General features: G+C 71.0%; 25 protein-coding genes. 13 read left to right on the top strand and 12 right to left on the bottom strand.

The window, feature by feature from the left end:
- Positions 1–12: 12 nt before the first annotated feature.
- Entirely contained in the window at positions 13–648 is a 636-nt protein-coding gene (locus tag MKP15_RS13460) for a response regulator transcription factor (RefSeq protein WP_240213050.1), read from the bottom strand.
- Positions 645–1751 (bottom strand): histidine kinase, encoded by a 1107-nt coding sequence (locus MKP15_RS13465; RefSeq protein ID WP_240213051.1) that lies wholly within the window; start codon positions 1749–1751, stop codon positions 645–647. The genes MKP15_RS13460 and MKP15_RS13465 overlap by 4 nt, the downstream gene beginning before the upstream one ends.
- 162 nt (positions 1752–1913) lie before the next feature.
- On the opposite strand from MKP15_RS13465, the gene MKP15_RS13470 reads away from it, so the two are divergent.
- A complete protein-coding gene (locus MKP15_RS13470; protein ID WP_240213053.1) occupies positions 1914–2615 on the top strand; it encodes a hypothetical protein in 702 nt (233 codons plus the stop codon).
- 78 nt (positions 2616–2693) lie between these two features.
- Here MKP15_RS13470 and phhA read toward each other — a convergent pair whose 3' ends face one another.
- The gene (gene phhA / locus MKP15_RS13475; RefSeq protein WP_240213054.1) at positions 2694–3584 is read right to left on the bottom strand and encodes a phenylalanine 4-monooxygenase; all 891 of its coding nucleotides are present in this window, start codon (positions 3582–3584) and stop codon (positions 2694–2696) included.
- Positions 3585–3712: 128 nt separating this feature from the next.
- On the opposite strand from phhA, the gene MKP15_RS13480 reads away from it, so the two are divergent.
- Together MKP15_RS13480 and MKP15_RS13485 are read left to right on the top strand one after the other, a co-directional pair.
- A complete protein-coding gene (locus tag MKP15_RS13480; protein ID WP_161614570.1) occupies positions 3713–4198 on the top strand; it encodes an Lrp/AsnC family transcriptional regulator in 486 nt (161 codons plus the stop codon).
- Positions 4199–4331: 133 nt separating this feature from the next.
- Positions 4332–5561, top strand: coding sequence for an alginate export family protein (locus MKP15_RS13485; RefSeq protein WP_240213055.1), 1230 nt, complete (start codon positions 4332–4334; stop codon positions 5559–5561).
- A gap of 16 nt (positions 5562–5577) precedes the next feature.
- On the opposite strand, the gene MKP15_RS13490 is transcribed toward MKP15_RS13485, so the two are convergent.
- On the bottom strand, positions 5578–6612 hold the full coding sequence (locus MKP15_RS13490) for a patatin-like phospholipase family protein (RefSeq protein ID WP_240213056.1): 1035 nt from the start codon (positions 6610–6612) through the stop codon (positions 5578–5580).
- Positions 6613–6728: 116 nt separating this feature from the next.
- Complete coding sequence (locus MKP15_RS13495; protein WP_240213057.1) at positions 6729–6950, bottom strand: hypothetical protein; 222 nt, start codon at positions 6948–6950, stop codon at positions 6729–6731.
- Between the two features lie 19 nt (positions 6951–6969).
- Between MKP15_RS13495 and MKP15_RS13500 the strand changes: the two genes are divergently transcribed.
- On the top strand, positions 6970–7164 hold the full coding sequence (locus MKP15_RS13500; protein WP_240213058.1) for a hypothetical protein: 195 nt from the start codon (positions 6970–6972) through the stop codon (positions 7162–7164).
- Positions 7165–7175: 11 nt separating this feature from the next.
- Here MKP15_RS13500 and MKP15_RS13505 read toward each other — a convergent pair whose 3' ends face one another.
- The 5 genes from MKP15_RS13505 to MKP15_RS13525 all read right to left on the bottom strand — a co-directional run bounded on the left by MKP15_RS13505 (position 7176) and on the right by MKP15_RS13525 (position 11498).
- On the bottom strand, positions 7176–7325 hold the full coding sequence (locus MKP15_RS13505) for a hypothetical protein (RefSeq protein WP_240213059.1): 150 nt from the start codon (positions 7323–7325) through the stop codon (positions 7176–7178).
- Between the two features lie 103 nt (positions 7326–7428).
- A complete protein-coding gene (locus tag MKP15_RS13510; protein ID WP_240213060.1) occupies positions 7429–8442 on the bottom strand; it encodes a TIGR00266 family protein in 1014 nt (337 codons plus the stop codon).
- Positions 8443–8529: 87 nt separating this feature from the next.
- Complete coding sequence (locus tag MKP15_RS13515) at positions 8530–9639, bottom strand: glycoside hydrolase family 18 protein (RefSeq protein WP_240213061.1); 1110 nt, start codon at positions 9637–9639, stop codon at positions 8530–8532.
- A gap of 133 nt (positions 9640–9772) precedes the next feature.
- Complete coding sequence (locus MKP15_RS13520) at positions 9773–10615, bottom strand: phosphatase PAP2 family protein (protein ID WP_240213062.1); 843 nt, start codon at positions 10613–10615, stop codon at positions 9773–9775.
- 58 nt (positions 10616–10673) lie between these two features.
- Complete coding sequence (locus tag MKP15_RS13525; protein WP_240213063.1) at positions 10674–11498, bottom strand: ATP-binding cassette domain-containing protein; 825 nt, start codon at positions 11496–11498, stop codon at positions 10674–10676.
- 142 nt (positions 11499–11640) lie between these two features.
- Between MKP15_RS13525 and MKP15_RS13530 the strand changes: the two genes are divergently transcribed.
- The 5 genes from MKP15_RS13530 (at position 11641) to MKP15_RS13550 (ending at position 17676) form a co-directional block, all read left to right on the top strand.
- A complete protein-coding gene (locus tag MKP15_RS13530) occupies positions 11641–12843 on the top strand; it encodes a fatty acid desaturase (RefSeq protein ID WP_161614576.1) in 1203 nt (400 codons plus the stop codon).
- Positions 12840–13211, top strand: coding sequence for a hypothetical protein (locus MKP15_RS13535; protein WP_104940012.1), 372 nt, complete (start codon positions 12840–12842; stop codon positions 13209–13211). Before MKP15_RS13530 ends, MKP15_RS13535 begins: the two co-directional genes overlap by 4 nt.
- Positions 13212–13456: 245 nt before the next feature.
- Positions 13457–14269: a bifunctional DNA-formamidopyrimidine glycosylase/DNA-(apurinic or apyrimidinic site) lyase gene (gene mutM / locus MKP15_RS13540; protein ID WP_240213064.1), complete on the top strand. Its 813-nt coding sequence runs from the start codon at positions 13457–13459 to the stop codon at positions 14267–14269.
- 105 nt (positions 14270–14374) lie between these two features.
- Positions 14375–15970, top strand: a complete 1596-nt coding sequence (locus tag MKP15_RS13545; RefSeq protein WP_240213065.1) for a glucan biosynthesis protein D — start codon at positions 14375–14377, stop codon at positions 15968–15970.
- A gap of 260 nt (positions 15971–16230) precedes the next feature.
- The gene (locus MKP15_RS13550) at positions 16231–17676 is read left to right on the top strand and encodes an MFS transporter (protein ID WP_240213066.1); all 1446 of its coding nucleotides are present in this window, start codon (positions 16231–16233) and stop codon (positions 17674–17676) included.
- 57 nt (positions 17677–17733) lie between these two features.
- Here MKP15_RS13550 and MKP15_RS13555 read toward each other — a convergent pair whose 3' ends face one another.
- Positions 17734–18354, bottom strand: coding sequence for a thymidine kinase (locus MKP15_RS13555; protein ID WP_104940008.1), 621 nt, complete (start codon positions 18352–18354; stop codon positions 17734–17736).
- Between the two features lie 133 nt (positions 18355–18487).
- On the opposite strand from MKP15_RS13555, the gene MKP15_RS13560 reads away from it, so the two are divergent.
- Both MKP15_RS13560 and MKP15_RS13565 read left to right on the top strand, forming a co-directional pair.
- The gene (locus MKP15_RS13560; RefSeq protein WP_161614595.1) at positions 18488–20470 is read left to right on the top strand and encodes a UvrD-helicase domain-containing protein; all 1983 of its coding nucleotides are present in this window, start codon (positions 18488–18490) and stop codon (positions 20468–20470) included.
- Positions 20471–20541: 71 nt separating this feature from the next.
- Positions 20542–21063 carry a GNAT family N-acetyltransferase gene (locus MKP15_RS13565; protein WP_161614580.1) on the top strand — a complete coding sequence of 174 codons (522 nt, stop codon included), beginning with the start codon at positions 20542–20544 and terminating at the stop codon, positions 21061–21063.
- Positions 21064–21716: 653 nt separating this feature from the next.
- On the opposite strand, the gene MKP15_RS13570 is transcribed toward MKP15_RS13565, so the two are convergent.
- The gene (locus MKP15_RS13570; RefSeq protein WP_240213067.1) at positions 21717–22376 is read right to left on the bottom strand and encodes a DUF480 domain-containing protein; all 660 of its coding nucleotides are present in this window, start codon (positions 22374–22376) and stop codon (positions 21717–21719) included.
- Positions 22377–22495: 119 nt separating this feature from the next.
- Here MKP15_RS13570 and MKP15_RS13575 point away from each other — a divergent pair, with 119 nt between their 5' ends.
- Both MKP15_RS13575 and pyrF read left to right on the top strand, forming a co-directional pair.
- On the top strand, positions 22496–23398 hold the full coding sequence (locus tag MKP15_RS13575; protein ID WP_240213068.1) for a 5'-nucleotidase, lipoprotein e(P4) family: 903 nt from the start codon (positions 22496–22498) through the stop codon (positions 23396–23398).
- On the top strand, positions 23395–24114 hold the full coding sequence (pyrF, locus tag MKP15_RS13580; protein WP_161614583.1) for an orotidine-5'-phosphate decarboxylase: 720 nt from the start codon (positions 23395–23397) through the stop codon (positions 24112–24114). Before MKP15_RS13575 ends, pyrF begins: the two co-directional genes overlap by 4 nt.
- The last annotated feature ends 45 nt before the right edge of the window (positions 24115–24159 follow it).

Consider the following 24159-nt stretch of genomic DNA (forward strand, 5'->3'; position numbering starts at 1 on the left):
GCACGGCGGCGCTCAGATGACCCGCAGCGTGATCGCCTTGAGCACCGCGCGGGTACGGTCGCGGGTGTCGAGCTTGTCCAGGATGGCCGAGACGTAGTTCTTCACCGTGCCCTCGGCCAGGAACAGGCTGGCGGCGATCTCGCGGTTGCTGTAGCCGCCGGCCATCAGCCGCAGCACCGCCACTTCCTTCTGGCTGAACAGCTCGCGCGGCGCATCGTCGGCGTGGTAGCGATAGCGCTGGCGTACCGGGTCGGTGCTGACCGGTTGCAGCAGGGTCTGCCCGGCGACGATGCGCACGATGGCGTCGCGCAGGTCTTCCGGCGCGGCGTCCTTGAGCAGGAAACCCTGCGCGCCGGCCGCGGTGGCACGCAGCAGCAGGTCGCTCTCGTCGAAGGTGGTCAGGAACAGGCAGGGCGTCAGGTCGCCGCGCGCGCGCAGCGCCTGCAACGCCTGGATGCCATCCATGCCCGGCATGCGGATGTCGGAGACGATCAGCTGCACCGGCTGCTGCGCCAGGCGTGCCAGCAGCGCCTCGCCGCTGTCGGCTTCGAAGGTGATGTCGATGCCCTGTTGCTGCAGCAACGCGCGCAGGCCGGCGCGGATCAGGGCCTGGTCGTCGACCAGGGCGATGCGCGGGGCGCTGCTCATGCCGTGAACTCCGCCTGGATGTGCAGCGCGCCGTCCGGCTTGCGCCGCAGCTGCAGCCTGCCGCCGTGCTCGGCGACGCGTTCGCGCATGCCGGTCAGGCCGTTGCCCTCGCGCAGTTCGCCGCGCAGGCGGCCGTCGTCGTGCATGTCCAGCAGCAGGCGCCCGTCGTGCTGCCGCAGGGCGACGTGCAGCACCTGCGCGTCGCCGTGGCGCGCGCTGTTGGTCAGCGCTTCCTGCACACAGCGCAGCAGCGCCTCGGCCAGCGCGGTGTCGCGCACCCGCACGTTGTCGTCCAGCTGCAGGTGCAGGCGTGGCCGCGGCAGCGGCGCGGCCAGCGCGTGCAGGGCGGTGGCGATGTCCAGCCCGCCGCCGTCGCGCAGTGACTGCACCACGGCGCGGATGTCGCCCAGCAGTTCGGCGGAAAGCCGTTCGCACGATGCCAGCCCAGCCGGTGCGCCCGGCTGCGCAGCCAGCGCGCGCAGCTGCAGGCGCAGCGCGGTGAGCGTGTGCCCGGCGACATCGTGCAGGTCGCGCGACAGCCGCAGGCGCTCGGCGTCGCGCGAGCTTTCGGCCAGCAGCGCACGGGTGGCGAGCAGGTCGGCGTTGACCAGCGCCAGGCGGTCGCGGGCCAGCTCGGCGCTGCGCGCGTAGTGCGTGGTCAGCATGGCGAAGGCCTGGAAGCCGGCGAAGATCATCACCACCACCCCGGCATGCGCGTTGACCCCGTGCAGCACGGCGTACATGCCCAGGTCCAGCGCGGCGACCGCCAGCAGGGCGATGCGCAGCGGCCAGGTGGCGGCGACCTGCGCCGCCAGCATCACCAGCAGCGCCGGCGCCACCCCGCTGTAATGCGCCAGCCGTACCAGCGCCAGCGCCGCAATGGCTTCCACCAGCAGCAGCGTGGCGCGTTGCCAGGACGCCCGCGGCAGCGCCGTGGCCACCAGGAAGGCGGCCAGGAACAGCAGGGCACAGCCCCAGCGCCAGGGCAGCAGCGCGGTATCGCCATAGGACAGGGTGAAGGCCACCGCACACCAGGTGAGCAGTCCGGCCAGATTGAGGGGGTGGAGAAGTCCGCGCCAGCGCGACTGCGAGCCGAGTTCCATGCATGCATGCTGGTGGGCGCGCCGGCCGGCGGCAAGGGGGACGCTGCAGAAAGTGACTTCCGGCAGGGTCCGGAGGTGACCACGGCGACTGCCGTGGCCGACGCCGTGCAACGAATCTGTGCACCAGCCGCCGCATTCCGCCGGCCGCCATCGGAGGATGTCATGCCTGGGTATTCGTTGTTCGTCGCGCTGCATGTGCTGGCCGGGGTGGTCGCGCTGGTCGGCTTCTGGTCGGCGGCGCTGATGAAGAAGGGCTCACCGCGGCATCGTGCGCTGGGCAAGGTGTACCTGCTGGCGATGGCGGCGATCGTCGCCACCGCGCTGCCGATCACCGTGGAGTACGCCTGGTTCCGCAAGCAGCCGCTGTCGGCGCTGTTCCTGGCCTACCTGATGGCCCTCACCGGCAACGCCGCCTGGCTGGCGTGGCGCGCGGTCACCGACAAGCGCGACTGGAAGCGGCTGGTGGCGCGCGTCGGCTGGAAACTGGCGCTGTGGCCGGTGCTGCTGCTGGCGCTGGCCACGCTGGTGGTCGGCGTCCGCCATGGCCAGCTGCTGTTCCTGGGCTTCTCCACGATCGGCCTGTGGGTGGGCGGGCGCATGTGGAAATTCGCCCGTCGCGGCCCGTCGCGCCCGGACTGGGCACTGCGCCAGCACTACCAGTCCATGCTGGGCGCGGGCATCGCCACCCACGTGGCGTTCCTCGGCATCGGCATGCGCCCGCTGTGGCAGTGGCTGCAGGCGCACGCCGCGGTGCCGCCGCTGCTGGTCGAGCTGTTCCCGTGGATGGCGCCGGTGGTGGTGGCGGTGGTCATCGGCCTCCGCCTGGACCGCAGGTACGGCCGCCGGCCCGTGCCCGCGCGGTGAGCCGCGGCGTGCGCCAGCTGCCAACGAAAACGCCGCCCGTGGGCGGCGCTTTGGTGTGCATGTCCCGCGATGCGCCGCTCAGACGTCGCCGCCGTCGGCCCAGCCTTCGCCGCTGCCGCGCTGCAACACCCGGTCGCCGTCCTGCACGTCGCCGGCCGGCAGGTGCGCCTGGTCGGCGAGCCGTGCGTAGAGCGGGGTGAAATCCGGCTCGGTCGCCGCCATCAGCTGCTCGAAGCTGTCGATCACGAAGTAGGTCTTCTGGAAGGTGTCGATGCGGTAGCGGGTACGCATGATCCGCTCCAGATCGAAACCGATGCGGTTGGGCGCCGCCGACTCCAGCGAATACAGCGACTCGCCCTTGGACGAGACGATGCCGGCGCCGTAGATGCGCAGGCCGTCGGCGGTGTCGATCAGGCCGAACTCCACCGTGTACCAGTACAGGCGGGTGAGGTTCTGCAGCGCGTCCGGGCCGATGGCGTGCGCCTTGACGCCGCCGCGGCCGTAGGCGGCCATGTAGTCGGCGAATACCGGGTTCATCAACAGCGGCACGTGGCCGAACAGGTCGTGGAACAGGTCCGGCTCGGCGATGTAGTCGATCTGGTCGGGGCGGCGGATCCACCACGTCACCGGGAACCGGCGGTTGGCCAGGTGCTCGAAGAAGTCCAGTTCCGGCAGCAGCCCCTCCACGCCCACCAGGGTCCAGCCGGTGGCCGCGCCCAGTACCTCGTTGAGCTGGTCGAAGCGCGGGATCATGTGCTCGCTCATGCCCATCTCGTCCTGGGCATCGAGGAATTCGCGGCAGGCGCGGCCGACCAGCAGTTCGCGCTGGCGGCGGTACAGCGTGCTCCAGGTGGCGTGGTCGTCGGCGCTGTAGCCGTCCCACGGCTGCTCCACCACGGCGGTGGTGTAGACCGGCACATAGCCCTTGTCGGTCTGCTGGTGTTCTACGCGGCGCGGGGACGTGTCCATGGCGGCATTCCGGAAAGTGGATCGCCCTGATGGTAGAAATCCGGCCGCGCAACAGGTGTGCGAAATTGCGCTGGGCAAGCGGCATGGCGCAAGATTATTGCGTCGATTCAATGTTGCGGGGCAACAAAATGAACGCCATTTCCCTCGACCGCACCGATCTGCGCCTGCTGGCGGAGATCCAGCAGCAGGGTCGCGCCACCAATGCCGAACTGGCCACGCGGGTGAACCTCTCGCCGTCGGCCTGCCTGCGCCGGGTGCAGCGGCTGGAAGCGGACGGGGTGATCGCCGGCTACGGCGCGCGCCTGGAGCCGCGCGCCATCGGCCTGGGCCTGCAGGCGTTCGTGCGCGTGCAGTTGTCCAAGCACGGGCAGGCGGCGATCGGCCATTTCGTCGAGGCGGTGCAGTTGTGGGACGAAGTCGTGGCCTGCCATGCGCTCACCGGCGACATGGATTACCTGCTGCACATCTACGTGCGTGACCTGGACCACTTCTCGGCGTTCCTGCTCGACAAGCTGCTGGACGCCACCGGGGTGGCCGACGTGAATTCCAGCTTCGTGCTGCGTACCGTCAAGGAGTTCCGCGCGCTGCCGTTGTCGCAGCTCGGTCGCGGTTGACGCCGGCCGGCGCTGCCCGACGCACTGCGGCCTGGCGCCGGATCCAGCTGTGATCGCCGTTGGCTTGATCGGCGTCATGGTGGTCGCGGGGGCCGGCGCCGACGATGGCGCCATCCCCACCCGGAGCACTTCCATGTCGATCCGCCTTGCTGCTGCCCTGCCTCTCCTGCTGGTCGCCGCCCCGGCGCTGGCGGCCGATGCCGGCGGAGCGCCGTTGCTGGACCTGCGCTACCGCTACGAGCATGTCGCGCAGGACGGCATCGCCCGCGACGCCGACGCCCACAGCGCCCGGCTGCGGCTGGGTTATCGCACCGCGCGCTGGCATGGCTGGTCGGCGCTGGGCGAGGTGGATGGCGTGGCCCACCTGGGCGGCGAACGCTTCAACGACACCCGCAACGGCCGCGCCCGCTACCCGACCGTGGCCGACCCGGACTACGTCGAACTCAACCAGGCGCTGCTGCGCTACGACGGCGGCCACGGCAACGTGCAGCTGGGCCGCCAGCGCATCAACCTGGGCAACCAGCGTTTCGTCGGCGGCGTGGGCTGGCGCCAGAACGAGCAGACCTATGACGGCGCGATGATGGAACTGGCGCCGGCCGCGCGCTGGAAGCTGACCTACGCCTACGTGACCAACATCAACACCGTGTTCGGCCCGGACCAACCGCCGGTCCCCAGCGTCACCGCGCCCGCCAACATCCACGGCGACAGCCACCTGCTGCAGGCGCGGTTCGCGCCCGGCACGCAACTGGCGTTCACCGGCTACCACTACCGCCTGGACCTGGAGAACGTGGCGGTGGCCGCGGGCGCGCCGCGCGGCACGCTGTCGGCCGACACCACCGGCCTGCGCGTGCAGGGCAGCCACGGTGCCTTCGGCTACGTGCTGGAACATGCGCGCCAGGTCGATGGCCACGGCAACCCGTGGTCGCTGGACAGCCGCTACTGGCTGGGCGAGGCCAGCCATGCCGCCGGCGAGGTGGAAAGCACGCTCGGCTATGAAGTGCTCGGCGCCGGTGCCGGTGGCCCCGGCAATCGCGCGTTCCAGACGCCGCTGGCGACCAAGCACGCCTTCCAGGGGTGGGCCGACCAGTTCCTGACCACGCCCGCCGATGGCCTGCGCGATGCGTATGCGGGCGTGGTGGTGCCGTTGGCCGGCGGCAAGGCGCAGGCGTGGTACCACGATTTCCGCAGCGATCGCGGCAGCTACCGCTACGGGCACGAACTCAACCTGTCGTGGGAGCGCGCGGTGCCGCAGCTCAAGGGCCTGAGCGTGCTGCTCAAGGCCGCGCGCTACCGCAGCGCCGACGCCGTGCGTACCCGCGATGCCGACAAACTCTGGGTGCAGCTGCAGTACACGCGGTCCTAGCCGCGGCGTGCCGCGCTCAGCGCGACGGCGCGGTGCAGCTGCCTTCCTTGCCGCGCAGCTTGTCCAGCCGCGAACGCCCGTCCAGGCAGCGCTGGTAGGCCTCGGCCGCGGCGGCGCTGGCCCGCGCATCGGCGTTGCGCGCGCTGGCCGCGTGCGCCTGCTGCAGGCGGGCGACGCCGGCGCGGATCTGCGGCATCGCCGCCATCGCCGCTTTCTCGCCCTCGAGGATGGCGCGCCCACGCTGTTCGAAATCGGCCGCGCCGATGTCCAGCACCTGCGGCAGGATCACCACGTCGGCACGCGCCAGCTCCTGCTCGCCCAGGCGCTGGCCCATGATCGCGATGGACTGGTTGACCGTGCCCAGCAGGCCGCTCGGGCGCTGCCCGCTGGCCTTGCTGGAAATGTCCACGGCGATGACGAACTCGGCGCCGAGCTGGCGTGCGGCATCCACCGGCACCGGGCTGACCACGCCGCCATCGACGAACGTCTTGCCGCCGATGGTGACCGGTTCGAACACCCCCGGGACCGCGCTGGACGCGCGCACCGCCTGGCCGACGTTGCCGCGCACGAACACCGCGCGCTCGCCGGTCTCCAGCTGCGTGGCCACCGCCGCGAACGGCTTCTTCAGCTGCTCGGCGGGCTTGTTGGCGACCTGCGCGTTGACGTAGTCCTGCAGCTTCTGGCCCTGGATCAGGCCGCCGGAGAACAGGCGCACGTCGCGGATGCTGGCCTGGTCCAGCGATACCGCCTTCTGCTGCATGTCGAAGGCATTCATGCCACTGGCGTACAGCGCGCCGACCACGCTGCCGGCACTGGTCCCTGACACCACCACCGGCTCGAAGCCGTTGGCTTCCAGCATCTTGATCACGCCGATATGGGCGAAGCCCTTGGCCGCGCCGCCGCCCAGCGCCACGCCGATCTTCACCGGCTTGGCCGCGGTGACCGGCCGGCCCGCGGCCGGCGCCGCGGGCTTCACGTTCTCGCCGCCGCACGCGGCCAGCAGGCCGGACAGCGAAAGGGACAGCAGCAGGCGGACGGTGCGCGGCTTCATGATGAACGGGTGGGGGGCGTTGAAAAGGGCGCCAGCATAGCGCTTTGCGCCGGGCACGGGCCGCGCCGGCCGCGCGGCCGTTTAGGCGCCACTTCGTTGCCGCCGCGTGGTGGCGGTCAGGCGTCGCCGGTCAGCAGCACCAGGCTGGCCAGCGACATCAGCCAGAACAGGCCGCCCGGCACCAGCCAGAGCCAGTTGGCCAGCGTCAGCCGCGCATTCGCCGCGCCCGCGGGGTCGCCGCTGGCCAGGTTGGCCGCGCGCTGCGCGTGGACCATCGCCAGGGTGCCGCCGGCCAGGCTCAGTACGATCAGCCCGAAACCCGGCCCGAATGGCAGCACCGAATCGGGGAGGCGGCTGATGAGGCGGCCGCTGATCGCCGAGACCACGAACAACGTGGCCCAGGCGCCGGGTGACCAGGCATGGCGGCTGCCGGAGCGTTGCAGCCGCTGGTCGATTTCGCGGTTCAGCCCGTGCGCGAAGAAGATCGAGAAGAGGGCGCGCGGGACCGGCCAGATGTCGAGCTTCCTGTCGAGCTTGTGCAGCTTCCAGTGACGCCAGAACCATTACAGCGAATACAGCCCCAGGGTGGCGAACGAGAGCAGTACCAGCTTGGTCACGGACACCACGTAGAACGGCGGCAGGCGCGGCCGTTCCGTGGGAGCGGCGACCAGCGCCGCCCGTGGTGCCGCGTAGACATCGTCCTGCGCGTCCATGCCACCCCTCCATCCCTGCAGGTGATTGCGGCGAGTATGCGAGGGCGCGCGCACGCCGACAAGCGGCGCCGGCCCGCGCGCCGGTCTGTCCGGCCGCGGTGGCTCAGAACCGGTTGTCGCCGTCCAGGATGCGCCCCAGCCCGCCCAGCACCGAGCCCTCGCCGCGGCTTTGGCCGCCGCCCTGCGGTGCGGCCGCGTACATGCGCCCGGCCAGGCGCGAGAACGGCAGCGACTGCAGCCACACCTTGCCCGGTCCGGTAAGGGTGGCCAGGAATACGCCTTCGCCACCGAAGAACATGCTCTTCAGGCCGGCCACGCGGCGCACGTCCATGTCCACCCCGGCGTGGTAGGCGACCACGCAGCCGGTATCCACGTCGATGCGCTCGCCGGCGGCCAGCTCGCGTTCGACCACACAGCCGCCGGCATGCACGAACACCCAGCCGTCGCCCTCCAGCTTCTGCATGATGAACCCCTCGCCGCCGAACAGGCCGGTCATCACCTTGCGCTGCAGGTGCACCCCGACCTGCACCCCGCGCGCGCCGGCCAGGAAGCTGTCCTTCTGGCAGATCAGCTTGCCGCCGTGCTCGTCGAGCTTCATCGGCAGCACGGTACCCGGGTAGGGCGCGGCGAAGGCGACCCTGGCCTTGCCCTGGCCGCCGTGCGTGTAGAGCGTGGCGAACAGGCTCTCGCCGGTGATCACGCGCTTGCCCGCCGAGAGCAGCTTGTCCATGAGCCCGGCGCCCTGGCTTTCGTGGCGGCCGTCACCGAACACGGTATCCATGCGCACCGCCGCGTCCTTGTACATCAGCGCGCCGGCCTCGGCGATGGCGCTTTCGCCCGGGTCCAGCTCGATCTCCACGAACTGCATCTCGTGGCCGACGATGCGGAAGTCGATGTCGTCGGCGCGGTTGCGGCGTCCGCCGACCGGTGGCGGCATCGGCGGAGGCGAGGCCTGCCCGCCGAGCTCGGGCAGCGACCCGGCCGGCTGCCAGCCCTGCAGCCCCTCGCGCCAGGCCAGGGCGTCACGGTGCAGCTGGGCGTGGCGGCGGGCGGCCTCGTCGTCGAGCGGGCCGATACGGTCGGAGTGTCCGGGGGTGTGGAAGTACCACTGGCTCATGGGCGTGCCTGGCGGGAAGAAGACCGCCAGTCTATGACGCGGTGGCATGCGCAGGCACCTGCGGTCGCTCCACCGGCCGCTGGCCGGTCAGCGCGCGTGCAGCGCCTTGTGCAATACGTCCAGCAACTGGCCGTCGTCCAGCCGCTGTTCCCAGTACATGATGCCGCCGAGCCGGTTGCGCCTGACGTACGCGGCCTTGATCGCCAGCGACTGCGGGTCGTCGTAGGTGATCAGCTGGCGGGTGGCGGGGTTCCACAGCCACGGCGCCTGCGCCTGGGGATCCCAGTGGCGCTCCCAGCCCGGCGCGCCGAGGCGGCCGCGCACGATCTCGCTCCAGTCGATGAAGCCGCCTTCGCTGCCGTACTTCCGGTACAGCCCGGCGTCGACCGGCTCCACGTCGCCGAAGCGGCGGCCATAGAACGGCACGCCGACATTGATCTTGTCCGCCGGCACGCCGGCCTCCAGGAAGTAGTGCACCGCGCCTTCGGTGGTGCGCGCGCCCGCCGGCGCTCGCGCCGAACGGGCCAGCCCGCTGTGGTGGCCGGTGGTCGAGGTCAGGCTGCCGTGGAAGTCGTAGGTCATCAGGTTGATCCAGTCCAGCGAGCGGGCGATGCGCGGCAGCTCCAGGCCGTCGGCGAAGTGGCCCTCGGCGGCGGCGATGGTCAACAGGTAATGGCGCCTGCCGCCGCCTTCGCGGTCCAGGCGCGCGCGCAGCGCTTCCAGCAGCACGGTGAAATTGCGGCGGTCGTCCGGGCTGTGGCTGATGTCGGCGTCGCCCAGGGTCGGGTACTCCCAGTCGATGTCCAGGCCGTCCAGGTCGAAGCGGCGCAGCAGGGCGACGCCGCTGTCGATGAAGCGCGCACGCGCCGCTTCGGTGGCCGCGGCCTCGGAGAAGTTGCCGGCGCCCCAGCCACCGATGGACAGCACGATCTTCAGCGCAGGGTTGTCGGCGCGATGCGCGACGAGCGCGTGCACGTGCGCCGGGTCGACCTTGTCGGGCAGGTACACGCTGCCATCGGGTGCGACTTTGGCGAAGGCGAAGTTGACAACGTCCAGCTGCGCGGCCGGCAGCCGCGGCGGCGTCGGACCGTCGGTCACGTAGCCGATCAGGCGGAAGGGCTGCGCCAGTGCGGTGGCGGCGAATGCGAGCAGCGCGGTCGCCAGCAGGGCACGCAGGCGGCGATGGGGTGCGGACATGGAAGGCCCCGGCATGGATCAGCGCCCCACTCTAGCCGCAACGGCGGACGCCGCCGCGTGCGGTAACGCCTGAAACCGTGTGAAGCGCGGCGGGGCGGGCGCACGCCGCCGGCCCTGCCCAGCCGCGCCCGGGTCAGCGCGCTTCGCGCAGACCGGTCGCCAGCGCCGCGGCTTCGGCGGCACAGTCGCGTGGCAGCGGTTGCGGGTGCCTGCGCGCGGCGGCGATTTCGCGCTTCGCCGCGTCCAGGTCGGCGCGGAACGCCGCGTTGTCGTGCAGGCGCGCGACCGTGGCCGCGCCCAACGCCTGGCCCTGCTGCACGTCGCTGTACCAGTGCACGTTGCACACCAGCCGGCTGTGGCCGTAGTTGCGGCCGCGCTCGAGCAGCGCGGTGGCTTGCCCGGGGGCGATCTCCGACAGGATCAACGCCCAGGCCCAGCCGATGGCGGTGTGCCCCGACGGGTAGGAGCCGCTGCCGCGCAGGTGCGGTTCGTCGTCCGGGGTACAGGTCGGCTGGCCGTTGACCATGAACGGGCGTGGCCGCTGGTACCGGTTCTTGGCCGCACGGGTGGCCGCGCTGGCGTCGATCAGGCTGCGCTGCAGCAGGCGGTACAGGGCCGGCGTGTGCGTGTCGTCGACCGCCAACCCCAGCGCGCAGCTGAACTGCCCGGCGCCGGCGGGAAAGCGCAGGTCGGCGTCGGCGCCGGCCTGGGTGAAGCGCGCGCTGCCGCGCAGTGCGATGGCCTCGCCGGCGACGGCATCGTCCAGCGCCGCCCAGGCCGAGCCCGGCGCGGGCGGTGGCGGGCTCAGTGCCAGGCTGTCGGGAATCGCGTCCGCCTGCAGGTAACCGGTGGGCGCCGGTGCAGCCGGCGCGTCGTGGCCGGGGGCGTGCCGGGCAGGCGTACCGGCGCAGCCGGCGAGCGCGACGGCCAGGACGGTGACCGCGCCCAGGCGCAGCGCAAACGGGGAACGTGACATCAACGCGGGCATGATCGGCGGAACGGACCGGCATCATCGCACCGATGCCCCCGCCGACCTAGATGGCGCGGGCCCACGCGCTCAGCCGGCCGTCTTCCTCCTGCACCTCGATGTGGCCGCCGAACACCTCCGACAGCGGGCCCGCGCGCAGCAGCTCGCCGCGCATGCCGTCGGCGAAGATGCGCCCGCCCTTCATCAGTACCACCCGCTGGATCTCGGGGATCACCTCCTCGATGTGGTGGGTGACCAGCACCAGGGTGATGCCCTGCCCGGCGAGGTGGCGCAGGCTGTCGATCAGGTGCTGGCGCGATACCAGGTCCAGGCCGGTGGACGGCTCGTCGAGCAGCAGTGCGCGCGGCTGGTTGACCAATGCGCGGGCGATCAGCACGCGGCGGGTCTCGCCGGCGGACAGTTCGGCGTAGCTGCGGCCGAGCAGCGGCAGGGCGCGCGCCAGCGCGAGCGCCTGGCGCGCTCGCTCGCGCATGTTGTCGGTGACGTCGCGGTGCGCCGGCACCACGTAACTGGCGAAGAAGCCGGAGATCACCGCCTCCTCCACCCCCAGCCCGGGCATGTCGGCCAGGTTGCCGGACAGGTCGCCGCTGACGATGCCCAGCTGCGCGCGCAGCCGGTCCACCTGCCAGCGGGTCTGGCCCAGCACCTTGACCGGCACATGGCCGTCGGCGCGCGCCAGCGGGTACAGCTCGCGGGTGATCAGCTTGATGAAGGAGGACTTTCCGCAGCCGTTGGGGCCGAGGATGGCGGTGTGCTGGCCCTGCTCGATGCGCAGGTCCAGGTCGTGCAGGACCCGGACCTGGCCGCGGACGACGCAGGCGTGGTCGAGCTCGATCAGGGGGGCCGCGGTGGCGGCGGTGGCGGTGGACATCGTTCAGGCGGGAGTGGGCGGGGGGCGGCGCAGCTGAAGGATTGGACCAAAGTCGGGCGCCGGGTGGATGAAGTTTGCCGCCGCAGGCCCCATCATGTGTATCCACAGTTTCATCCGCCACCGAACGGCCTGGAGTTCCGCGATGTCCGACACCCTCCTCGACTTCCTCACCGGCGGCGTCGCCGGCCTGGGCTGGTGGGGCATGCTGGCAGTGCTGCTGGTGTTCACCCAGCTCACCATCTTCGCGGTCACCCTGTACCTGCACCGCAGCCAGGCCCACCGCGGCGTGGACTTCCACCCGCTGGTCGCGCACTTCTTCCGCTTCTGGACCTGGCTGACCACCTCGATGATCACCCGCGAGTGGGTGGCCATCCATCGCAAGCACCACGCCAAGGTGGAAACCGACGAGGACCCGCACAGCCCGGTGACCAAGGGCATCGGCCGCGTGTTCTGGCGCGGCGTCGAGCTGTACCGCGAGGCCCGCACGATGCGCGCCGACATCGAGCAGTACGGCCGCGGCGCGCCCGAGGACTGGATCGAACGCCGGCTCTACACCCCGCACGCCAACCTCGGCCCGGTGGTGCTGTTCGCGCTGAACTTCGTGCTGTTCGGGCTGCCGGGCATCGCCCTGTGGGCGATCCAGATGGCATGGATCCCGTTCTGGGCCGCCGGCGTGGTCAACGGCCTGGGCCACTGGTGGGGTTACCGCAACTTCGAATCGGCCGACACCTCGACCAACCTGACGCCGTGGGCGTTCTGGATCGGCGGCGAGGAGCTGCACAACAACCACCACGCCTTCCCCAGTTCGGCGCGCTTCTCGATGCGCCGCTGGGAGTTCGACATCGGCTGGCAGGCGATCCGCCTGCTGCAGGCGCTGGGCCTGGCCAAGGTGCTGCGCGTGGCGCCGACCATGGACATCCGGCCGAACATCGCCGTGCCCGATACCGACACCCTCAAGGCACTGCTGTCGCACCGCTTCCAGGCGATGACCGATTACCAGCGCAACGTGTTCGCCCCGGCCCTGCGTGAAGAGGCGGCCGCCGCCGGCGCCAAGCTGCGCAAGATGCTGCCTCGGCGCATGCGCAAGGGCCTGGTCAATGACGGCCGCTGGCTCAAGCCGGCCTGCCGCGAGCAGCTGCAGCAGTGGGTGAGCCAGCGCCCGCGCATCCAGCTGCTGGTGGAGCACCGTGCACGCCTGTCGGCACTGCTGGAGGCGCGCACCCATGACGCCGCCGAACGCCTGCGCCACCTGCAGCAGTGGTGCCACGAGGCCGAGGCCAGCGGCGTGGCCGCGCTGCAGGCCTATGCGGCGCGGCTGAAGGGTTACTCGCTCAACGCGGCATGACCACCCGCGCCGCCGCACCGGGCCATGGGCGCCGCCCCGCGCGACGCCTGCCGGCCCTGCTGGCGGCGCTGCTGCCCTGGGCCGCACCGGCGCAGGTGCAGGACGCCGGCGACTACCTGCGGCGCATGGATCTGGATGGCGACGGCCGGGTCGCGCCGGACGAATACCTGCGGTGGATGCGCTACGCCTTCGAGCGCATGGACCGCGACGGCAACGGCGTGCTGGAGCCGGCGGAACAGCCCGGCGGCCGCGGCCGGCCGATCACCCGCGACCAGCACGAGCAGGCGATCCTCGCCCGATTCCACCGGCAGGATGCCAACGGCGATGGCTTCCTGGATGCACGCGAGCTGATGGCGCCGCCGCGTTGACCGTGGCTCTCCCGGCCTGGCGGGGCCTGCCCGACAAGCGGCCATGCCGGGAACGCCCGGGCGCGGGGCAAGCCCCGCACCCGCGCTGTTTGCAGTGGCCTGCGTCGTAGATGCGGGGCTTGCCGCGCATGCAGCATTCCCGGTGAAGCCGCACCCGCGGCAATCCCGCCTCTGCCGGTGGCCTGCCGCCTGCCCGGAGCGACAGCGCGGCGCGGTGGCGTGGTCCCACGCCTACAATGGCCGCCATGCCCGAACTGCCCGAAGTAGAAACCACCCGCCGCGGCCTGGAACCGCACCTGCAGGGGCGCCGCATCCATGGCGTGATCCTGCGCCGGCCGGACCTGCGCTGGCCGATTCCACCGGACATCGAGCGGGCGTTGCCCGGCCAGCGCATCGCCGCGATCCGCCGCCGCGCCAAGTACCTGCTGCTCGATACCGATGCCGGCAGCGCGCTGCTGCACCTGGGCATGTCCGGCAGCCTGCGCGTGCTGCCCGGCGACACCCCGGTGCGCGCGCACGACCACGTCGACATCAGCCTCGAGGACGGGCGCCTGCTGCGTTTCAACGACCCGCGCCGGTTCGGTTGCCTGCTGTGGCAGCCGCCGGGCCAGACCCACGAACTGCTGCGCGGGCTCGGCCCCGAGCCGCTGGACGCGGCGTTCGACGGCGACCACCTGTTCGCGCGCAGCCGCGGCCGCAGCGCACCGATCAAGACCTTCCTGATGGACCAGCGCATCGTCGTCGGCGTCGGCAACATCTATGCCGCCGAAAGCCTGTTCATGGCCGGGATCAATCCGCTGCGCGAGGCCGGCAAGGTGTCGCGCGAGCGCTACCAGCGCCTGGCCACCGCGGTGAAGGACATCCTCGGCCATGCCATCACCCGCGGCGGCACCACCCTGCGCGATTTCATCAGTCCCGACGGCGCCCCCGGCTACTTCGAGCAGGAGTTGTCGGTGTACGGGCGCGAGGGCCAGGCCTGCGTGCGCTGCGGGCGCCCGCTGCGCCATGCCAGCATCGGCCAGCGCGCCAGCGTGTGGTGCGGCCACTGCCAGCGCTGAGCGGCCGCGGCGGCCCGGCCCGCGGCCGGGCCCGCCTTCACCCGCGGCTTACCTTCGTTCACCCGCCGCTGCCTATCATCCGCCCACCCCTTACCGGACGACCGCATGGATCGACGCGACTTCCTCCAGCGCGCCTCGCTGGCCCTGGCCGCCTTCGGACTGCCGGCGCTGCCGGCCTGCGCCGCCGCCGAACGGCAGGTGGGCCTGCGTCGCATCGGCCAGCCGCAGCCGTTCGACTTCGCCGCGCTCAAGGGCCAGGCGCGCGCGCTGTCGCAGGCACCGTACCGCAGCCACAAGCGCACCCTGCCGCCGGAAGTGGAAGCGCTTGACTGGGACCAGTACCAGTCCATCCGTTACCGCCAGGACCACGCGCTGTGGGCCGACCAGCCCGGCAGGTTCCAGGCCAGGTTCTTCCACCTGGGCCTGTACTTCCACTCGCCGGTGCGCATGTTCGACGTGGTCGACGGCCAGGCGCAGGAGCTGGCCTACGACGGCGCCGCGTTCGATTACGGCAACAGCGGCATCCACGGTGGGCGGCTGCCGCCAGACCTGGGCTTCGCCGGCTTCCGCCTCAACACCCGCAGCGACACCGAGCGCGACTTCGCCGCGTTCCTGGGCGCCAGCTACTTCCGCGCGGTGGGCAAGGAGGGCCAGTACGGCCAGTCCGCGCGCGGACTGGCGATCGACACCGGTACCGGCAGGCCGGAGGAATTCCCCGATTTCATCGCCTACTACCTGGAACAGCCGGCGCGCGATTCGGACACCGTGGTCGTCTATGGCCTGCTGGATTCGCCGAGCGTGGCCGGCGCCTACCGCTTCGCCATCACCAACGGCGACGTGCTGCTGATGGACATCGACAGCGCGCTGTACCCGCGCCGCGAGATCGAACGGCTGGGCATCGCCCCGTGCACCAGCATGTACCAGGTGGGCGAGAACGACCGCCGCATGGCCTGGGACTGGCGCCCGGAAATCCACGATACCGACGGCCTGTCGATGTGGAGCGGCGCCGGCGAGTGGATCTGGCGCCCGCTGTGCAACCCGGCGCAGCTGCGCTTCAACATGTTCGTGGACAACAACCCGCGCGGCTTCGGCCTGCTGCAGCGCGACCGCGATTTCGACCATTACCAGGACGACGGCGTGTTCTACGAGAAGCGCCCGTGCCTGTGGGTCGAGCCGAAGGGGCAATGGGGCGAGGGCTCGGTGCAGCTGGTGGAGATTCCCACCGTCGACGAGACCTTCGACAACATCGTCGCGTTCTGGAACCCGAAGCAGAAGCCGCAGCCGGGGCAGGAACTGCTGGTCGGCTACCGGCTGTACTGGGGCGCGCAACCGCCGGCGCGGCCGCCGCTGGGCTACTGCGTGGCCAGCCGCACCGGGCTGGGCGGGGTGATCGGCAAGAAGCGCGAGTATTTCTCCTGGCGCTTCGCGGTGGACTTCGAGGGCGGCGACCTGGCCAGCCTGATCGACAAGGCCGAGGTCGAGGCGGTGGTGCAAGCCAGCAGTGGCCGGGTGGAAGTGGTGTCGGCCCGGCCGCTGCGCGAGATCAACGGCTACCGCGCCATGTTCGACCTGGTGCCGCCCGACAACGGGACCGGGCAGATCGACATCCGCCTGTACCTGCGCAGCGGCGGCAAGGCCCTTACCGAGACCTGGCTGTACCAGTACAACCCGCCGCCGGCGGACCAGCGCACGCTGTACTGAGCCGCCGCGTCGGTGCACCGCCGGGTGCCGCCGGCAGCGTGCGCCCGGCCCGCTGGGCGATGTCGAACCCGCGCGGCGGCCGGCACAGCGGCAGGCATCCGTTGACAGCATCGCCGGATCGCGCCTAAAACGGCCGACGGTCCGCCGCCGCCCGGGGAAGGCGCATGGCGCGAGGCGACCGTAGCGCAAGGGCCCTCCACGGCGCCGCAAGGGCGGACCGGGCGCGCCCGCGGTGACGACGACAACGAGATCGGGATGCCATGACGCAGAAAACCCGCTGGTCGCAGTTCGGTGTGCTCATCACGGTGTTCTTTTTCTGGGGTTTCGTCGCCGCCAGCAACGACATCCTGATCCCGGTCTTCCAGAAGGCCTTCAACCTCAGCCACGCGCAGAGCCAGCTGGTGTCGTTCGCGTTCTACATCGCCTACACGGTCGGCTCGCTGGCCTATTTCGGCGTCTCCCGGCTCGCGGGCCAGGACCTGCTCAACCGCATCGGCTACCGCAACGGCATCTGCCTGGGCCTGCTGGTGTCGGCACTGGGCACGCTGCTGTTCTATCCGGCGGCCAACAGCGGCTCGTTCGTGCTGATGCTGTCGGGCCTGTTCATCGTCGGCCTGGGGTTCTCGCTGCAGCAGATCGCGGCCAACCCGCTGGCCATCGTGATGGGCAATCCGGCCACCGGCGCGCAGCGCCTGACCCTGGCCGGTGGGGTCAACAACTTCGGCACCACCATCGGCCCGCTGCTGGTCAGCGTGGCGATCTTCGGCAGCGTGGCCAGCGGCAACACCGAAGCCAGCATCGAGAGCGTCAAGATGCCCTACCTGGTGCTGGGCGCGGCCTTCGTGCTGGTGGCGCTGTTCCTGAAATTCTCCTCGGTGCCCAACCATATCGACCTGGAGGGCGTCGCCCGCAGCGAGGCGCAGGACACCGCCAGCCTGGCGCACCGGTCCTCGGCGTTCGCCTACCCGCAGCTGCTGCTGGGCATGCTCGCGATCTTCCTCTACGTCGGGGTGGAAGTGTCCACCGGCGCGCACCTGCCGGCCTACATGCGCGAGCACCTGGGCGTGGACACGGCCGCGGTCGCGCCCTACGTGTCGCTGTACTGGGCCAGCCTGATGATCGGCCGCTGGACCGGCGCCGCCGGCGCGTTCGAGATTGCCGGCGGCGCCAGGCGCATGCTGACCCTGGTCCTGCCGTTCGTCGCCTTCGGCGTGTTCCTGGCGGTGAACGCGGCGCTGCGCCACGAGGTGGCGCAGTTCTACGGCTATGCCGGGGTGATCGTGGTGATGATCGCCGCCACCCTGCTCAGCCGCGGCAACCCGGCGCGGATGCTGCTGTACTTCGCCTTGTGCGGCATCGCCGCGCTGCTGGTGGGCATGGCCAGCGACGGCCGCACCAGCGCCATGGCCTTCATCAGCTCGGGCCTGTTCTGCAGCACCATGTGGCCGTGCGTGTTCGCACTGGCCATCGCCGGGCTCGGCCGCCATACCAACCAGGGCAGCAGCCTGCTGGTGATGATGATCATGGGCGGCGCGCTGGTGCCGCTGCTGCAGGGCGTGCTGGCCGACACCGCCGGCATCCACATGAGCTTCTGGGTGGGCGTGGCGTGCTTCGCCTACCTGGCGTTCTACGCGCTGCGCTCGGCCGCGATCCTGCGCCGCCAGGGCATCGACCTGGACCGGCTGGCCGCCGAAGGCGGGCATTGAGCCCGCCGCTGGCCAGCCGCCGCGCCGGCCGCGGATGCCGGCGCCACGGCCGTGCCGTCACAGGGGCAGCGGCGCCTGCATCGGTTCGATCCGGCCCTCGCCGCGGGTGATCTTCTTGAACTCGGCGCGGCTGACCGACACGTAGCGGTCGTTGCCACCGATCTCCACCTGCGGCCCGTCCTGCACCGCGAAGCCGTTCCCGTCCACGCGCACGGTCATGGTCGCCTTCTTGCCGCTGTGGCAGATGGTCTTGATCTCCTGCATCTCGTCGGCCCACGCCAGCAGGTACTGGCTGCCCTCGAACAGCTCGCCGCGGAAATCGGTGCGCAGGCCGTAGCACAGCACCGGGATGCGCAGCTGGTCCACCACCTCGCTCAGCTGCCACACCTGCGCCTTGGTCAGGAACTGCGCCTCGTCCACCAGCACGCAGCCCAGTCGCCCGTGCGCGGCGATGTCGCCTTCGACCAGGCGCTGCAGGTCGGTGTCGTGGTCGAAAGCGGTGGCCTCGGCCTGCAGGCCGATCCGCGAGGCGACCACGCCGTGGCCGGCGCGGTGGTCCAGGCGCGGGGTCAGGATCGCCACGCGCATGCCGCGTTCGCGGTAGTTGTGCGCCGATTGCAGCAAAGTGGTGGTCTTCCCGGCGTTCATCGCCGAGTAGTAGAAGTAGAGCTTGGCCATGAAGCAGAAGTGAGTGAAGAGGAGTGAGGAGTGAGTAAAGGCAACAGCCAGCCCCGCAGGATGACAGAATACCCGCCGCGGAGGCGCCCCTGCTTTTTCTCACTACTGACTCCTCTTCACTCACTCCTCCATGCTGGACTCCCTCAATCCCCCCCAACGCGCGGCGGTGCTGCACACCCAAGGCCCCCTGTTGGTGCTGGCCGGCGCCGGCAGCGGCAAGACCCGGGTGATCGTGGAGAAGATCGCCCACCTGATCGGCAGTGGCCGCTACAGCGCCCGCCGCATCGCCGCGATCACCTTCACCAACAAGTCGGCCAAGGAAATGCGCGAGCGCGTGGCCAAGCGCCTGCACGGTGGGCAGGCCGAGGACGTGACCATCTGCACGTTCCACGCGCTGGGGCTGAAGTTCCTGCAGATCGAACACGCCGCGGTGGGGCTGAAGCGCGGGTTCTCGATCTTCGATGCCGACGATGCGGCCGCCCAGGTCAAGGACCTGCTCGGCGGCGGCAACGCCAAGCCCGACGACATCGAGGACATGAAGAACCTGATTTCGCGGGCCAAGAACAGCGGCCTGTCGCCGGAACAGGCGATGGCCGCCGCGCGCAGCAACCGCGAGAAGGACGCGGCGATGGTCTACGCGCTGTACCAGGCGCGGCTGACCGCCTTCAACGCGGTTGATTTCGACGACCTGATCCGGTTGCCGGTGCAGGTGCTGGAAGAGAACCCGGACATCGCCCTGGCCTGGCGCGAACGCATCGGCTACCTGCTGGTGGACGAGTGCCAGGACACCAACGATGCCCAGTACCGGCTGCTCAAGCAGCTGGCCGGCCCGGCCGGCAACTTCACCTGCGTGGGCGACGACGATCAGTCGATCTACGCCTGGCGTGGCGCCAACCCCGAGAACCTGCAGAACATGGCGGTGGAATACCCGTCGCTGCAGATCATCAAGCTCGAACAGAACTACCGTTGTTCCAACCGCGTGCTGCGCGCGGCCAACGCGCTGATCGCGCACAACCCGCACGAGCACCTGAAGACGCTGTGGTCCGACCAGGCCGACGGCGAGCGCATCCGCGTGTGGGAATGCCGCAACAGCGAGCACGAAGCGGAAAAAGTGGCCGCCGAGATCCAGTTCATCGCCACCAGCCGGCGCGTGCCTTGGAGCGATTTCTGCATCCTGTTCCGCGGCAACTTCCAGAGCCGGCCACTGGAAAAGGCGCTGCAGATGGTCGGGGTGCCCTACCACCTGACCGGCGGCACCGTGTTCCTAGAACGGCAGGAAGTGAAGGACACCCTGGCCTGGCTGCGGCTGCTGGTGAACCCCGACGACGACACCGCGTTCATGCGCGCGGTACAGGCGCCCAAGCGCGACGTCGGCGCCGGTACCCTGGCCAAGCTGGCGGAGCTGGCATCGGACAAGGGCATGTCGATGGCGCAGGCCGCCGAGGCGATGGGCGCGCTGGCGCAGTTGCCGCCGCGCGCGGCCAACAGCCTGAGCCGCTTCACCGACATCCTGCGCGCGCTGCGCATGGACATGCGGCAGATGTCCTCCGGCGACCTGGTGCGGCGCGTGGCCAAGGATTCGGGCCTGCTGGCCGAGCTGCGCCACCAGGCCAAGGACACCGCCGGCTACGAGCGCCGCGCCGCCAACCTCGAGGAGCTGGCCTCGTGGTTCGAGAACGGCCCGCGTGGCGCCAGTGCCGCGGACATGGCCGCGCAGCTGGCGCTGATCTCGCGCAGCGACAAGGACGATGGCGGCAACCAGGTGCGGATGATGACCCTGCACGCCTCCAAGGGCCTGGAGTTCCCGTATGTGTTCATCGTCGGCTGCGAGGACGGCGTGCTGCCGCATCAGGTCAGCCTCGACGAGGGCAACCTGCAGGAAGAGCGGCGCCTGCTGTACGTGGGCATCACCCGCGCCAAGATCCAGCTGTGGATGAGCTACAGCCGCCTGACCCGCAAGTTCGGCGAGCACGTGCGGCTCAAGCCCAGCCGCTTCTTCGACGAGCTGCCGGCGGCCGAGATCCAGCGCGACGGCGCCGACCCGGTGGCCGACGCCGCGCACAAGAAGGAACGCGCGCAGGCCGGGTTGGCGGCGATCCAGGCGCTGTTCGACTAGCCGCCGGCGGACGCTTGCGCCCACGCCTGCGTGGAGCGACCCTGCATGCAACGACCGCGGCGGGCCAGGCAATGCTGATAGAAACCGAACGACTGCGCCTGCGCCTGCTGCGCGACGACGACGGCGATGCCGCGGCGATGCTGGAGCTGCTTAACGAGCCGGGCTTCCACCGCTACATCGGCGACCGCGGGGTGCGGACCCTGGAACAGGCGCGGGACTGCATCCGCAACGGGCCGATGGTGAGCTACGAACGGCATGGCTACGGCATGTACGCGGTCGAGCGGCGCAGCGACGGCGCCTGGCTGGGCAATGCCGGGCTGGTGCACCGCGCCGCGCTGCCGCATGCCGATCTCGGCTACGCCCTGCTCGCGCGCCACACCGGCCAGGGCTATGCGCTGGAGGCGGCGCGTGCGGTGCTGGGCCATGCACGCGCTGCGCTGCGGCTGGGGGCGCTGTGCGCGATCGTGACGCCGGGCAACGCGCGGTCGGTCGCATTGCTGGAAAAGCTTGGATTCCAGGCCAACGGCAGCGTGCGCCTGCCCGGCAAGGACGAGGACCTGCTGCTGTTCCTCAACACGCCGGCGACGGGGTAGCCCGGGCCACACCTGGGATGCGCCCGGACGGCGGGGCGCACCATGCCGGAGGGCATGGCCGCGCCATGCATCGCGGCGCGGCGGTGGGCCTTGTCCGCTGGCGGGGCGTCTACGGTGATGCCCCTGCGGGGCAAGCCCCGCAGCTACGTTGGCTCGGCGGCGGGTTAGCCCGAGCCACACCTGGGACGTGCCCGGGCGGCGGGCGCGCCTGCCGGAGGCATGGCCGCGACATGCATCGCGGCGCGGCGATGGGCCTTGGCCGCTGGCGGGGCGTCCACGGTGACGCCGCCTGCGGGGCAAGCCCCGCAGCTACGTTGGCTCAGCGACGGGGTAGCCCGGGCCGCACCTGGGACGTGGCCGGGCGGTGGGGCGCGCCTGCCGGAGGCATGGCCGCGCCATGCATCGCGGCGCGGCGGTGGGCCTTGGCCGCTGGCGGGGTGTCCACGGTGATGCCGCCTGCGGGGCAAGCCCCGCAGCTACGTTGGCTCAGCGACAGGGTAGCCCGGGCCACACCTGGGACGTGGCCGGGCGGCGGGGCGCGCCTGCCGGAGGCATGGCCGCGCCATGCATCGCGGCGCGGCGGTGGGCCTTGGCCGCTGGCGGGGTGTTCACGGTGATGCCGCCTGCGGAGCAAGCCCCGCAGCTACCTTGGCTCAATCGTCCAGCCGGGACTGCAGCTGCGCCAGCTGTTCCTGCAGCGCCGCCACGGTGGCTTCGAGCTGCGCCACGCGGTCCTCCAGCGCGCCGTTGTCCGCGGCCGCACCCGTGGGTGCGCGGAACTGCGCCGCCAGCGCGTCCACGTCCACCGGGCCGCCGAGCAGGTGCATGTAGCGGTCCTCGCGCTGGCCGGCCGCGCGTGGCAGCTGCACCGCCAGCCCCCGCTGGATCAGGCGCCCGAGCTGGTGGCGCAGGTCCTCGGCGTCGGCGAACTTGGCCATCCGCTCGCTGCGCGTGGCCAGCTCGCCGGCGGTCTGCGGGCCGCGCAGCAACAGCAGGCCCAGCAGCGCGACCTGCTGCCGTGGCAGGTCCAGCTTGCCGCCAAGCAGGTGTTCGTAGCGTTCGGCGCGCGCGGAGAAATGCTGGCGCGCCAGGCCCATCGCTTCCAGCTGGCGCAGGGCGTGCTGCACGGTACCCGCATCCAGGTTCATCACCGGGTCGCGCGCGGTCTTCTGGTTGGCGGCGGTCTGCGCGGCGTTGACGGTCAGCGGGTAGGTCTCGGGCGTGGTCGATTCCTTCTCGACCAGGCAGCCGAGCACGCGCATCTGCGCGGCGTCGAGCACGGGTACGGGCAAGGGGGCAGGGGTGTCGGTCATCGTGTCGGCATCCGGTCGCGCGAGGGGGCGCAAGCATAGCCGAGGGCGCGTCGCCGACGCCGGGCGGGTGGCGAGCCGGTAAACTTGCCGGGTTTTCGTTCTGTCCGGTAGCCGTGCCCATGTCCCGAATCCGCCACTCCCTCCTGCTCGCCGGCGCGCTGCTGTCGCTGGCCGCGTGCAGCACGTCCCGGCTCCTGGTCCACGGCGAGCCCGCCGTCCCGGCGCCGCTGGCGGCCGCCAATGACGGCCCCAATGACAACCTGAACGCGGTGCTGTGGGTGCAGCGCTCGCAGGAATACCGCGCCAACGCCCTGCAGACCTGGCGCGCCGCCGCCGCGCAGTTGGACCGCGCGCTCGCCGACCCGTCCTGGACCGCGCTGCTGCCGCAGGAAGGCGGCAGCCAGCAGTCGCCCGGGCTGAAGCCGGCGGTGGTGGTGGACGTGGACGAAACCGTGCTGGACAACTCGCCCTACCAGGCGCGGCTGGTGCGCAACGGCGGCAGCTACGACGACGTCAGCTGGGACGCCTGGGTGTCCGAAGGCAAGGCCGGCGCGGTGCCGGGCGCGGTCGAGTTCGCGCAGGCCGCGGCGGCCAAGGGCGTGACCATGATCTACGTCACCAACCGCACCGAGCACATGAAGGACGTCACCCTGGCCAACCTGCGCCGGCTGGGCTTCCCGGTGGCCGGCGACGACGTCTACCTGGGCCTGGACAAGTACGTGCCCGGCTGCGAGCAGGAAGGCAGCGAGAAGGCCTGCCGCCGCCAGCTGGTGGCGCGGCAGTACCGGGTGCTGATGCAGTTCGGCGACCAGCTCAGCGACTTCGCCGCGATCGGGGTCAACACCCAGGCCGGCCGCGATGCGCTGCTGCAGGCCCACCAGGGCTGGTTCGGGCAGCGCTGGTGGATGCTGTCCAATCCCACCTATGGCGGCTGGGAGCCGGCGCAGTTCAACAATGCCTGGTCGTTGCCCGAAGCCGAGCGCCGCGCCGCCAAGCGCGCCGCGCTGGAGCTGGCCCAATGAGCCGCGGGCCGCTGCCGCTGCGCACCGACGAGCGCCTGATCTTCGCGCTGGACGTGCCTGGGCGCGCCGAGGCCATCGACTGGGTCGAGCGGCTGGGCGATGCGGTGTCGTTCTACAAGATCGGCATGGAACTGCTGGCTTCGGGCGAGTACTTCGCCGTGCTGGACGAACTGGCCAGGCGCGACAAGCGCGTGTTCGTGGACCTGAAGTTCTTCGATATTCCGGCCACCGTCGCCGGCGTCATCCGGCGGCTGTCGCAGTGGCCGGTGAGCTACTGCACGATCCACGGCTGGCATCCGGCGATGATGCAGGCCGCCGCCGCGGCCAACACCTCGGACATGCGCCTGCTGGCGGTGACCGTGCTGACTTCGATGGGCCGCCCCGACCTGGCGCAGATGGGCATCGACCGCGAACCGGTGGACGTGGTGGTCGAACGCGCGCTGGCCGCGCAGCGCGCCGGCATCGACGGCGTGATCGCCTCCGGCCAGGAGGCCGCGCCGATCCGCGCCGCCACCGGCCGTGGTTTCTCCATCGTCTGCCCGGGCATCCGTCCCGGCGGCCCGGTGGGCGACGACCAGCAGCGCACCGTCGGCGTGGACCAGGCGTTCGCCGATGGCGCCGACGCCATCGTCGTCGGCCGGCCGATCCGACTGGCGCCGGATCCGCGCGCCGCAGCCCAGGCCATGCAGCGCGAGATTGCGGATTTCTTCAATTGAAAATCAATGAGTTAAGTATTGATTTATGAAGTGTTGCATTAACTG

Source organism: Stenotrophomonas sp. Y6 (assembly GCF_022436665.1).
Lineage (GTDB): Bacteria > Pseudomonadota > Gammaproteobacteria > Xanthomonadales > Xanthomonadaceae > Stenotrophomonas > Stenotrophomonas acidaminiphila_A.